The 12,555-nt window shown below is 59.8% G+C and carries 11 protein-coding genes; 10 read left to right on the top strand and 1 reads right to left on the bottom strand.

The window, feature by feature from the left end; all coding sequences use genetic code 11:
- Positions 1–11: 11 nt before the first annotated feature.
- The 10 genes from ABI171_RS00425 (at position 12) to ABI171_RS00380 (ending at position 12,299) form a co-directional block, all read left to right on the top strand.
- Positions 12–1,385: a DUF1329 domain-containing protein gene (locus tag ABI171_RS00425; protein ID WP_348090650.1), complete on the top strand. Its 1,374-nt coding sequence runs from the start codon at positions 12–14 to the stop codon at positions 1,383–1,385.
- A 56-nt stretch (positions 1,386–1,441) separates the two neighbouring features.
- Positions 1,442–3,385 carry a DUF1302 domain-containing protein gene (locus tag ABI171_RS00420; protein ID WP_348090649.1) on the top strand — a complete coding sequence of 648 codons (1,944 nt, stop codon included), beginning with the start codon at positions 1,442–1,444 and terminating at the stop codon, positions 3,383–3,385.
- A gap of 19 nt (positions 3,386–3,404) precedes the next feature.
- Positions 3,405–5,822, top strand: a complete 2,418-nt coding sequence (locus ABI171_RS00415; protein WP_348090648.1) for an MMPL family transporter — start codon at positions 3,405–3,407, stop codon at positions 5,820–5,822.
- 7 nt (positions 5,823–5,829) lie between these two features.
- Positions 5,830–6,873 (top strand): YCF48-related protein, encoded by a 1,044-nt coding sequence (locus ABI171_RS00410; RefSeq protein WP_348090647.1) that lies wholly within the window; start codon positions 5,830–5,832, stop codon positions 6,871–6,873.
- Positions 6,874–7,008: 135 nt separating this feature from the next.
- Entirely contained in the window at positions 7,009–7,407 is a 399-nt protein-coding gene (locus ABI171_RS00405) for a nuclear transport factor 2 family protein (protein WP_348090646.1), read from the top strand.
- Positions 7,408–7,444: 37 nt separating this feature from the next.
- A complete protein-coding gene (locus tag ABI171_RS00400; RefSeq protein ID WP_348090645.1) occupies positions 7,445–8,314 on the top strand; it encodes a helix-turn-helix transcriptional regulator in 870 nt (289 codons plus the stop codon).
- Positions 8,315–8,414: 100 nt separating this feature from the next.
- On the top strand, positions 8,415–8,975 hold the full coding sequence (locus ABI171_RS00395; protein WP_348090644.1) for a DUF3455 domain-containing protein: 561 nt from the start codon (positions 8,415–8,417) through the stop codon (positions 8,973–8,975).
- Positions 8,976–9,347: 372 nt separating this feature from the next.
- The gene (locus ABI171_RS00390; protein WP_348090643.1) at positions 9,348–10,364 is read left to right on the top strand and encodes a GlxA family transcriptional regulator; all 1,017 of its coding nucleotides are present in this window, start codon (positions 9,348–9,350) and stop codon (positions 10,362–10,364) included.
- Between the two features lie 89 nt (positions 10,365–10,453).
- On the top strand, positions 10,454–11,857 hold the full coding sequence (locus tag ABI171_RS00385; RefSeq protein WP_348090642.1) for a serine hydrolase: 1,404 nt from the start codon (positions 10,454–10,456) through the stop codon (positions 11,855–11,857).
- Positions 11,858–11,900: 43 nt separating this feature from the next.
- The gene (locus ABI171_RS00380) at positions 11,901–12,299 is read left to right on the top strand and encodes a RidA family protein (RefSeq protein ID WP_348090641.1); all 399 of its coding nucleotides are present in this window, start codon (positions 11,901–11,903) and stop codon (positions 12,297–12,299) included.
- A 45-nt stretch (positions 12,300–12,344) separates the two neighbouring features.
- Here the strand turns inward: ABI171_RS00380 and ABI171_RS00375 are convergent.
- The coding region (locus tag ABI171_RS00375) for a hypothetical protein (RefSeq protein WP_348090640.1) at positions 12,345–12,555 on the bottom strand (211 nt) is incomplete at its 5' end.

Raw genomic sequence — 12,555 nt, 5'->3', positions numbered from 1 at the left:
GAGATATAAAAATGAAAACGCACTCGATCAAACCGAAAGCTTCCGTGCTGATGATAGCCATGGCCTGTTTGCTGGCGCCGCTGGCAGGTGCGCAACAAGCAGCCATGCTGGGTGTCGAGCTGACTCCGGTCGGCGCTGAAAAGGCGGCCAACAAGGACGGCACGATCCCTGCCTGGAGCGGCGGCGACGTCACTCCGCAAGCCGGCTATAAAGCCGGACAGCCACGGCCTGACCCGTATGCCGCAGATAAGGCGCTGCTCTCGATCAATGCCGCCAATGTGGATAAATACGCCGCCAAGCTGTCGCCCGGCCAGGTGCAGCTGATCAAGAGCATCAAGGGCTATCGCATGGATGTCTACCCAACGCATCGTTCCTGCGGCTATCCCGAGGTGGTCTACCAGCGCACAAAGGAAAATGTCGGCTTCGCCAAGATTGCGGCCAACGGCTATGAACTGGCGGAGGCCAAGACCGCCGGTTATCCATTTCCGCTGCCGAGCAACGGCGTCGAGGCCATGTGGAATTTCAAGATGCGCTATCAGGGCGAGGGCCTGACCTGGGCCTATGCGACAGTGGTGCCGCCGAAAGGCGGCAGCACCATCGGCGAACCGCTGATCCAGGAAGACTACATCATGTTCCCGCTGTCGGAACCCAAGAACAACACCATCGCCGGCGCCAAAGGTATCGAGTCGCTGTATCTGAGCCCCTACATTGCGCCGGCCCAGTTCGCCGGCGACGTCACCCTGTCGCACGGCTATATCGGCAAGCCCAACGATATCTGGCTCTACTTCGCCAGCCAGCGCCGGGTGCGCCGCGCCCCGACTTATTCCTACGATGCGCCGATCCTCAACGATGAAAACCTGGAAACCATCGACCAGTACACCATGTACAACGGGCCGCTGGACCGCTATGACTACAAGCTGGTCGGCAAGAAGGAAATGATCGTCCCCTACAACTGGAACAAGGTCAATTCGGTGCAAGCCAAGATCAGCGATGTGGTGCAGCCGACCTTCCTCAACCGAGACCTGACGCGCTATGAAACCCACCGCGTGTGGGAGGTGGAAGCCACTGTCAAGCAGGGGGCGCGCCATACCTTCCCCAAGCGGACCTTTTACCTGGATGAGGATTCCTGGCAAATCCTGGTGCAAGACCTGTACGACGGCCAGGGCAAAGTCCAGCGTGTGATGGAAAGCGGGGTGGTGATGGCGACCGAACTGCCGGCCTGCGTGCAGGAAGGTTATGCCAGCCATGACCTGTCGCTGGGGCGCTACATCGCCGAGCGGATTCCGGCCGGACAAAAACAATCCGACTGGCTGGCCGGCCGTGATGGGCGGGTCAAGGAATCGATGTTCGAGCCTGACGGCTTGCGGCGTTTCGCCACGCGCTGATTGATCAATAAAAAACGCAATGTTATCGGTGTTATTGGCATCCCGGGGAGACAGCAATGAAGAAGATGGCGGGCAAGGGGAAAGTGCGCTTACGCAGTTTCAGGCCAGGCATGGTGGTGGCGCTGGTGTGGGGCAGTTCGACGGTGTTCGGCTATTCGGCCCGGGCCGAGCAGTTCGACCTCGGCAACGGCCTCAGCGGCAGCTTCGATTCTTCGGTGTCCTTTGGCGTCGGCGTACGCACCTCGAGTCCGAACTGCACCTTCATCGGCCAGGACAACGGCGGTTGCGCCAGCTCCGGCCAGGTCGACATCGCCCGCCGTGATCCGCTCAATTTCAACCAGTCCTACGATTTGACCCGGCTGAACCAGGACAACGGCAACCTCAACTATAAAAACGGGCAGGTCTTCTCTGCGGCCCTGCGTGGCGTCCATGACCTGTACCTGAAGGCGCCGGACGGCTGGAGCGGCCTGATGCGCGCGGCCTGGTCCTACGATTTTGCCGCCGACCACACCAGCTATGCCGACCTCGATCCCGATGCCCGCAGCCATGCGGTGCACGACATCCGCCTGCTGGATGCCTACGTCAACAAAGAGTTCGAGATAGACCAGCATCCGGTGCGGGTGAGGATCGGTAACCAGGTCATCAGCTGGGGCGAGGATATTTTCATTCCTGGCGGGATCAATTCCATCAACGCCATCGATGTCCGGCGCGCCCACAGCCCGGGCGTACAACTCAAGGAAATATTCAGGCCGGCGCCGATCCTTTCGCTGAATGCCGAAGTGGCAAAAGGGTTGAGCGTCGAGGGTTATTACCAGACCCGCTGGAACGGCTATGAATTCGATCCGGTCGGCACCTTCTTTTCCACCAGCGACATTGTCGGGCGCGGCTCCAGCGGCGCCTTCCTGCCGACTTCGCTGGTCAATACCGTCACCGGTCCGCTCGGTCTGCCACCGGCGCCGCCGGGGACGGTCGGCGATACCGGCACCCGCATCATCGGCATCAATCCGAGCACCGGCCTGCCGTACAACCGTCAACTGACAGCCGGCGAACTGGCTGATCCCAATCTCAATCCGCTGTATGGTCCGCTAGTGCATAGCGGCAGCGTGATCCCGCGCGGCATCGATCACAATCCCAGGAACAGCGGACAGTTCGGCCTGTCGACGCGCTACACCTTTCCGGACAGCGGCGACGAGTTGGCCCTCTACTATGTGCGTTATCACGACAAGATCCCGTTCGCCAGCATCCGCGTCAACCAAGGCACGACCGCCAATCCATTCGGCTGGCAGGATATCTACCTGGACTACGCCGAAGACCGCAACCTGTTCGGCCTGTCCTACAATACCCGCGCCGGCGACTGGGCGTTCGGCACCGAGCTATCGTTCCGGCCGAAGGAAAGCATTCCCATCGATCCGACCATTGTCGCCAATCCGGCCAATCCGTATTACTGCAACGCCGACCTCAACCCGGCCAACTATCGCCCCACCGGCTACGTCTGCCGCGGCGCAGTCGACCAGAAGAAGTACCAGTTCCACCTGACCGCCCTGAACATCTTCACCCCGGGCGGCAGCTTCGGCGGCTTGCTGCGGGCGTTGGGTGCGACCGAGGGTTCATTCACCTCCGAACTGGCGGCGGCCTACTATCCGGATCTCAGCCTGGATCAGGGCATTCCCTATTCCGTCACGTCGGACTACAGGGTGCCAACCAGGTTGTCCAGCGGCGTGGTGGCGCAGATCGCCGTCAACTATCCGGCGGCATTCGGCGGCCAGGCATCCTACGCGCCGGACCTGTCGTTGTCCTACGGCGTTTCCGGTGTCTCCGCCAGCGCCTTGCCGGGCTTCGTGCAGGGCGCTGGCGCTGTGGTGGTCGGTCTGACGATCGACTTCAAGACCAAGCCGTCGACCAAGATGCGGGTCGACTATACCCACAACTACGGCGGCGGCCAGTCCAACCTGATGCGCGACCGCGATTTCGCCACCTTCAGTTTCACGACCTCGTTCTGATCACGGATTGGATGCAAGCATGAGCGGTTCAAGCCAATATATCCCGCCACCGAGCCGTCTGTCGATGCTGGTGGCGGGACTGGAGTCGGTGCTCTTCAAGCGGCGCTTTGCGGTGTTGCTGACCTTTGCCGTATTCACGATATGCATGGGCGTGCTGGCGCTGGGTTTGCGCATGTCGGCCGGGTTCGAGAAGACCCTGCCGCAGCAGCATGAATACATCAAGACCTTCAACCAGTACCGCGAAGCGCTGTTCGGCGCCAACCGCCTGATCGTGGTGGTGCATGCGCGCCACGGTACGATCTGGAATCCGCAGGTGCTGCGGCAGTTGCTGGGTGCGACCGAGGCGGTGAATTATTTGCAAGGCGTAGATCGCAGCAGCGTCATGTCCTTGTGGACGCCGAACGTGTTCTTTACCGAGATCACGGAGGAGGGTTTCAAGGCGCTGCCGATCACCGGCGGCGACATCATTCCGGAAAAACTGAATCCGCAAGTGATCGCCGACATCCGCGAGCGCGTTGCCGCCGGCGGCTATCTCGGCAACCTGGTGTCGCGCGACCAGACCAGCGCGATGGTGCTGGCCGAGCTGCAAGACAGCGATCCGCAAACCGGCCAGCCGCTTGATTACCGCGTCTTCAACCAGCTGCTGGAAAACAAGGTCCGTAAACAGTTTGAAAATGCCGACGTCGAGATCCAGATCATCGGCTTCGCCAAAGCCATCGGTGATATCGGCGAAGAGGCCAGCAAGGTCATGGTGTTTTTCGGCATCGCCTTGCTGCTGACCGGCCTGTCGGTGTATTGGTATTGCCGTTCGCTGCGCCTGACTCTGTTGCCGCTGGCATGTTCGCTCAGCTCGCTGGTGTGGCAGTTCGGCACCCTGCGGCTGCTTGGTTTCGGCCTCGATCCGCTGGCGATCCTGGTGCCGTTCCTGGTGTTCGCCATCGGTGTGTCGCACGGCGTGCAGCAGATCAATTTCATCGTGCGCGAAATCGCCGACGGCAAGAATACCGAACAGGCGGCGCGGCATAGCTTCACCGGCCTGCTGATCCCGGGCACGCTGGCGTTGGTGACCGCCTTCATCAGTTTCATCACGCTGACCTTGATTCCGATTCCGATGATCCGGGAGTTGGCGATTGCGGCATCGATCGGCGTGGGTTACAAGATCGTCACCAACCTGGTGATGCTGCCGATTGCGGCTTCCTATTTCAGCTTTTCGCGCGACTATGCACAACGCGCCATCGGTCGCCGTGAACAGCACGGCCGTTGGCTAAGCTGGCTGGCGCTGGTGGCGCGGCCGCGCAATGCATGGATCGTGGTGGTGCTTGGCGCGGCCTTGTTCGGCGTCGCCGTCTGGCAAAGCCAGGGCCGCCATGTCGGCAGCCTGCAAGCCGGCGCTGCCGAACTCAGGCCGGAGGCGCGCTTCAACCGCGACGCCGCCGATATCACGGCGCGTTTCGATGTCGGCCTGGATTGGCTGACCGTGGTGTTTGAAGTGGCGCCCACCGGCAAGCTGGATGCCTGCGCGCGACCTGACGCGCAACTGTTCATGGATGACTTTGCGCAGCAGATGAGCGGTGTGCCCGGCGTGCTGTCGGTGCGTTCCGTGGCGGATGTACTGAAGGGCGTCAACGCCGGTCTCAACGAAGGCAACCCGAAGATGAACACCATCACCCGCGATGCGCGCGGCCTCGGCTCGCAGTTCGGCAGCGCCAACAACCAGTTGCATGGCTTTTCTTCATCCGATTGCCGGGCGCAAGGCGTCAACCTGTACCTGAGCGATCACAAGGCGACCACCATCAGGGGCGTGGTCGCCGCGGTCGAGCAATTCCGCCGCGGTAACCAGCTGACCGGCGTCAAGATCCGCCTGGCCAGCGGCAACGCCGGGGTCCAGGCCGCCACCAACGAAGTGCTGGAACGCAGCGAATTGCCGATGATGCTGTACGTGTACGCTGCGATCCTGTTGCTGGTGCTGCTGGCCTATCGCGACTGGCGCGCCATGCTGGCATGCTGCCTGCCGTTGACGGTCGCGACCTGGCTGGGCTACTGGTTCATGAAGGACTTGAACATCGGCCTCACGGTCGCGACCTTGCCGGTGATGGTGCTGGCGACCGGCATCGGCGTCGACTACGCTTTCTATATTTATAACCGTCTGCAGCTGCATCTGGGCGCCGGCGTCGATATCAGCAGCGCGATAGAACATACCTTGCATGAAACTGGCGTGGCGACCGTCTTCACCGCGCTGACGCTATCGATAGGCGTAGCCACCTGGTCATTCTCGCCGCTGCAATTCCAGGCCGACATGGGCAAGCTGCTGACCTTCATGTTCCTGGTCAATATGGTCATGGCGGTGACGCTGCTGCCGGCTTTTGCGGTGGTGCTGGAAAATCTTTTCCCTCGTCGCGCCGGCACGCTGCGCGCGCCATCCTATGCCGCTCATTGAGGACGTCATGCCATCCACACCAACTATCCCGCGTGAAAAGATGACGCCATCGAGCGGCTGGCTAGGCGCAGCCGTTCTGGCGCTGGCGACTTTTAGCATAACCGCGCAAGCGGCAGAATCCGGCGCCTCCGATTGGCCAACCAGCCGCCCCGCACAAATGCGCGCGCAAGCAACCAACGGCCCCTTGCTGGCTGCAACCACCGCTGGCGAGGGAGCCGGCAGCAGGATCATCGCCGTCGGCGACCATGGCGTCATCTTGCTCTCCGACGACGGCAAGACCTATCGCCAGGCTCGCAGTGTACCGACCCGCACCATGCTGACTTCGGTGATCTTCATCGACCGCAACAACGGCTGGGCCGCAGGCCACGACGGTGTGGTCCTGAAAACCGCCGACGGCGGCGAAACCTGGAAGCTCTTGCGCCAGCAATATGGCGAGGAGCAGCCGATCCTGTCGATCTGGTTCGGCGATGCCAGTAACGGCCTGGCGGTGGGTTTGTTCGGCATGGCGCTGAGCACCGGCGACGGCGGTTTGAGCTGGAACCCGGTGAAGCTGAGCGATGGCGATGCCGCCGACCGCCATCTGTACCGGATTCTCGGCACCCCGGCCGGTACCTTGTTGATCATGGCCGAGGCCGGCACCGTGTTCCGCTCGGAAGACGGCGGCAAGCACTGGGAGGAGATCGACACCGGCGAGAAGGGCTCGCTCTGGAGTGCGGTGGCGTTTTCCGACAATGGCGTCAGCGCCGTGGTCGCGGTTGGCATGCGCGGCCACATCATTCGCAGCGCCGACGATGGCAAGAGCTGGCAGCCCATCGTTTCCGGCACCACGCAATCGCTGACCGATATCGCCCGACTCTCGGGACAGGATCTGGCGATTGGCGGCATGGGCGGCACACTATTGTCCAGCAGCGATGGCGGCCGTCATGTCAAGTCTGCGCCTGGCGTCGACGATGCGTCCATCACCGCGCTGCTCAAGGTACCCGGAGCCGGTCCGGCGCGGCTGGCCTTGTTTTCCATGGCGGGCGTGCTGCAGCCGGCAGTCAAACCATAGAAACCGCATCCCTGTATTTACCGATTTTATTACCTGGGACGTAATCGACCGTGCTCCCTGGCGGACGGAGAATGGTGTTGTCGACTTCGACAAAACATTTTTCCTAAACCAGCAATATCTTGATGGAGCACGATCATGACTGAACTCAACCATACCGCCACCATTGCCGACCAGGCCCACACCATCGCCAGCCGCTACATTGCGGCCTGGGGCGAAACCGACGCCGTCCGTCGCCGTGCCCTGATCGCCAGCGTATTCACCCCCGAAGCCGTGTATCTCGACCCGATGGCGCGCAGCGCCGGTCACGACGGCCTGGACGCCATGATCGGCGCGGTGCAGCAACAATTCGCCGGGCTGCGTTTCAAATTGCACGGCAAGCAGGACGGCCATAACGACGTAGTGCGCTTTTCCTGGACGCTAGGGCCCGACGGTGCTGAGCCGGTGGCTTACGGCACCGACGTCGCGGTAGTGGCCGCCGACGGCCGCATCAGCCGCGTTACCGGCTTCCTGGATGCGATGACAACGCCGGCATAGTCGGGCTACACTGCGGATAATTCTTCGGAGGCAGCGTATGGGCGCATCACAAGCAGTGGCGAAAGCGGGTGGCAAAGCGGACCCGGAGCGGGCTTCCCGCAACCGTTACTTCAACGACTTCGGTGCAGCATTACGCTACTGGCGCGACAAACGCGGCTATAGCCAACTGCGGCTGTCGACTGAAAGCCAGATCTCGCAGCGGCACATCAGTTTCCTTGAAAGCGGGCGTTCGCACCCGAGCCGGGAACTGATCCTCAAACTCGGCACGGTGCTCGACATCCCGCTGCGCCAGCGCAATGTGATGCTGCTGGCGGCAGGTTTCGCGCCAGCCTATCAGGAGCGCAAATTGTCCGATCCGGAACTGGCCTCGGTCAAGCAGGCGCTGGATTTCATGCTGGCCCAGCAAGCGCCGTATCCGGCGCTGGTGGTGGACCGGTTGTGGAATCTGGTGATGAGCAACGGCCCGGCCGCCATGATGATCCGCTGGCTGCTGGACATGCCGGACGCGCAGCCGATTCCACGTGAAGGCGTCAACATCCTCAAGCTGATGCTGGACCCGCAAGCGATCCGCAAATACCTGGTCAACTGGCAGGATGTCAGCGCAGACCTGCTGCACTGGATCCAGCGCGAAGCCATGAGCGACGGGCCTGGCAGTGAAGCCACCAGCCTGCTGGAACAGCTGATAGCACTACCCGGCATCAAGGCGGCGACCCAGACGCCCAACCTGGACACGCGCGTGCTGCCGTTCCTGGCGATGACGATCCGCAAGGATGGCGTCGAACTGAACCTGTTCACCTCCATCACCACCATGGGCACGCCGCACGACGTTACCGTGCACGAGTTGCGGATAGAGTCGTTCTTCCCGGCTGACGCCGCTACCGCAGCGTGGTTCAAGAGCCGGGCCTAGCCTCTGGTCGCAAGCGCGAGAAGGCGAATGGATATGGGCTTACAATGAAGATGCTTGTAGGTAACTAAATCCATTCAGACTTTATTAAGAAGGAAACAAAATGCTAAGAAAGATATTGGCTGGTTTTGGCGCGCAGGGCAAATTGCTGGCATGCAGTGCAGTCCTGCTGGCCGGCTGTGCAAGCACAGCGGCGGTAACACCGGTTACCGTGCCGGATAACCTGAAGGTTGCGCCGGACCAGATCATGACGCTGGAGGCCAAGGCGACCGGTGTGCAAATTTACCAATGCGCAGTGGCGAAGGCAGACCCCTCGCAATTCGAGTGGCAATTCGTGGCGCCGCAAGCCGATCTGTTCGACCTGAACGGCCAGAAGATAGGCAAGCACTACGCCGGCCCGACCTGGGAATCGAGCGACGGCAGCAAGGTGGTCGGCGCCGTGCAAGCGAACAGCAAGAGCCCGGATGCGAACGACATTCCGTGGCTGCTGCTGAGCGCCAAATCGACTTCCGGCATCGGCACGTTCGGCCTGACGAAAAGCATTCAGCGCCTGCAGACGCTCGGCGGCACGGCGCCACCCGATGGTTGCGACCAGGCCCACCTCGGCCAGGAGACGCGCGCGCCTTATCAAGCGGTTTATCGTTTTTACGCAGCGAAATCGTAGTAGCTCAGACTTGGCATTGCGTGTCGGACAGACTTGAACCCGAGACGACTCTTGGGTGCTTATTGGTCAAGAACAGTCCTTTGCGCATGTCAGGTATTCGATAGAGCGGCGGTAACTATTCCGGAGCAAAAGCAACGGTATTCTCAGACAATACTTTGAAACCATAATCTCAGGACTTTACGGCGGATATAGGTCGGTGGCTGCCTATCGTGACAGGCAGCAATCGGCCAAAAGCTGTCGTTCGCTGAACTGACCATGCCACTCGCGTTGGTGGCAAAGAGCGGACAAACAATTCAATGACGAAGTTTCATATGTTCTTCAAGAAGGAAGTATCTTGATCCAGACGCAATGCAGACCGCATCCCTATAAAACATGAGTCGCGCTGCAACATCCGGGCGCCCACATCACATTCTTCTTGTCGGTTTTCCTCCTGCACAGATGCTCGACATTAGCGGCCCACTTGATGTATTCACGATCGCCAATGAGCTGAGCGAAGCGGCGGGCTGTCGTGTTCCTTACCATATCAGCCTCGCGGGTCCCACCGTCGGCTCGCTGATGACAACTTCTGGTATCCCTTTGCAGGCCGCATTCAGCCTGTTTGATACGACGCTGAGGCCGGATACCTTGCTAATCTGCGGTGGGCGGGGCGCGCGAATTTCATCGCGCGATGCAAGACTGGTCAGTGCGCTTGCAACGCTCTGCGACCGCGCAAACCGGGTAGGTTCGATTTGTACAGGTGCCTTCCCGTTGGCGGCTACAGGCGCGCTTGACGGCCACCGCGTAACCACGCATTGGGCCCATTTTGACGAATTCTCTAATCAATTTCCTCAAGTTGAAATTGACCGGGATGCATTGTTTCTGAGTGCAGGAAAATGCCACACGTCCGCTGGAATTACTGCCGGCATTGACTTTTGCCTATCGCTCGTCGAGCGGGATCTCGGTCGCGAATTAGCACTGCTGGTGGCTCGGGAATTGGTGGTCTTCATGAAGCGGCCAGGTGGTCAATCCCAGTTCAGCACATTATTAATTCACGATGCCACCGGAGCCGATAAGGCTCCATTTGATGAGCTCGTCAGTTGGATGTCAGAACACCTGAACGATGATCTGTCGGTTGATGTTCTTGCAGCGCGGGTGGCGATGAGCCCACGAAACTTTGCTCGCTGTTTCAATCTGGCGCTAAAAATAGCACCAGGCAGATATGTGCAAATGCTGCGGATCGAGGCCGCACGCCGCTTGCTGACGGAAAGTACCTTGTCCGTCAAACAGATCGCAGACCGTTGTGGGTTCCAATCGGTCGAGACTATGCGCATTGCCTTTCAGCGAAGTCTGAATACCTCGCCGTCGGACTTTCGCGACCGATTCCAGAGTGTTGAATACTCGGCACCGTAATTTCTACCTTTGGCAGGATTCTTGGTATGGTTGTCATTGTGGCCCGATAAGTGCACACCTACACTTGTGGCACTTTTTTCGGGAACTACATGAAACCAATTTTGACTCCTATCGTCCTAATTATTTTTAAAATTATCTTTAAACCTGCGTTATCGCAGCTGACGCTCCTGTCGGTGCTGGTGATGTCCTGCCTTGCTCCAGCGGCAGCCCGGGCCCAAGCGGACAGTAAGTTTCCGGAGCAGGCGGAAGCGCTGATGAAGGAATATGTTCAGAGCGAGCTGTTTACTGGCACGGTGCTGGTCGCGCGCAATGGCAAATCGATTTTCCGCCAGGCCTACGGCGCGGCCAACCGCGAATGGGTGATCCCGAATACCGTCAAGACCAGGTATCGCATTGGATCCATTACCAAGCAATTTACTGCCGCCGCGATTTTGCAGTTGGCCGATGAGAACAAGCTTGGCCTGGATGATCCGATCAGCCAGTATTTGCCAGGCCTGCCGACCAGTTGGGGACCGGCGACCATCCACCAGTTGCTGTCGCACACTTCGGGCATTCCGAGCTATACGTCGCCGGACGATTCCGACGCCAAGCTGATGCCCGTAAAGCATACCCCGCAGGAGCTTATAGACTTGCTCAAGGACGTGCCGCTGAATTATGAGCATGGTACGAAATTCATGTACAACAACATGGGTTACGTCCTGTTGGGCCGTATCATCGAGACCGTGAGCGGCATGAGCTACCCGGACTATCTTGCACAAAAACTGCTGAAGCCACTTAAACTGCGCAATTCGGGCTATGACGACGGGCGCATAGTGGTGGGCCAGCTGGCCCAGGATTACACGGATGGTCCGGACCAGGTGGTGAAGGGCAGGCTAGTCAACATGAGCAACGCGTATGCGGCGGGCGCTATGTATTCCACAGTGGATGATCTTTTCGCCTGGCAGCAGATGTTGATCAAGGGGAATATGCTTAGCCCGGCCGCACTGAAGGCGATGTTCACCGACGGCGGCTATCATTATGGCCTGGGCTGGTTCATCCATCAAAACCACTCGCGTAAGTTGTATGAGCACGGTGGCAACATCGGCGCGTACAGCTCTATGCTGGCTTATTATCCGGACGATAAGGTCACCATCATTGTCTTGAGCAATTATGGTGACGAGGTTGTCGGAAAGATCACTGACGCACTGGCGCGCCTGTCGCTGGGCGTGGCCCCGGCGCACCGCCAGGTCAAGGTCGATCCCCGTCTTTATTCGCGCTTCGAAGGGCAATATGAGCTGGGATCGGCGACCTTTGTTATCAGATCGAAAGGTGACCGTCTGTTTGCCCAACTGACAGGGCAGCGGCAATTGGAGATATTTCCTGAAAGCGAATACCGCTACTTCTACAAGGCCGTCGATGTCGTGCTGACCTTCGATAAAGACGCTGCTGGGAAAATTGCCGCCGTTACGGTGGACCAGGAAGGTAGCAAAACTAGGGCCAAGCGCGTCGATTAATACTGTCAGGCAACACACATCAACCCAGCGGATTGGAGTGAGAATGAAGCAGTTCATTACTGAAGGCGAGAACTTGCCGGCATGGGCGGCACCGATCAGCCATGCGGTGGTTGTCGACAACACCTGCTATCTGAGCGGGCAACTGGCCATTGGCCGCGATGGGAACTATGTTCCGGGGACCGCCCAGGAGGAGGCGCGGCACGCATTCCAGAATGTTGCGCATGTCTTGGAAGCGTCAGGTTTCACGTTGCAGGACATGGTGTTCGTTGATATTGCCTTCATCGACCTGGCGGACCTGCCACAGGTTAATGCGCTGTTTGCAGAACTGTTCCCCGCAGGGTGCCGTCCGGCCCGCACCATCTACCAAGCAGGGCGATTGCCTTACGACGCTCTCATCAAGGTTGGGGGGACAGCGGTGCGCACTGCCCGGCCGCAGGCTTGAGAGTTAATACTGTGTGCCGGCATGGGGCTGGCGAGCAGTACAGCGTTATTTCCAAGCAGGCAAATCGTCACGCCCCAGTGCCACCGCCAGCGGTAGCTGCGCACCGAAATCCAGCCGTCCGCAGGCCGAGTCGAGGCCGGTCGGTTGCGGTCTTAACAAATGTCCGGAATGGGCCGGCTTCGGCCTCATGTGAGAATCGGTGAGTTTTGCAGATGGGCAAGCTGCTATCCTGAGCGTCATCGGCCGCCTTCGGCCA

The sequence above is a fragment of the Collimonas sp. genome (assembly GCF_039923675.1).
In the GTDB taxonomy this organism is placed as follows: Bacteria; Pseudomonadota; Gammaproteobacteria; order Burkholderiales; family Burkholderiaceae_D; genus Collimonas.
This window is presented reverse-complemented; position numbering and strand designations above follow the sequence as displayed.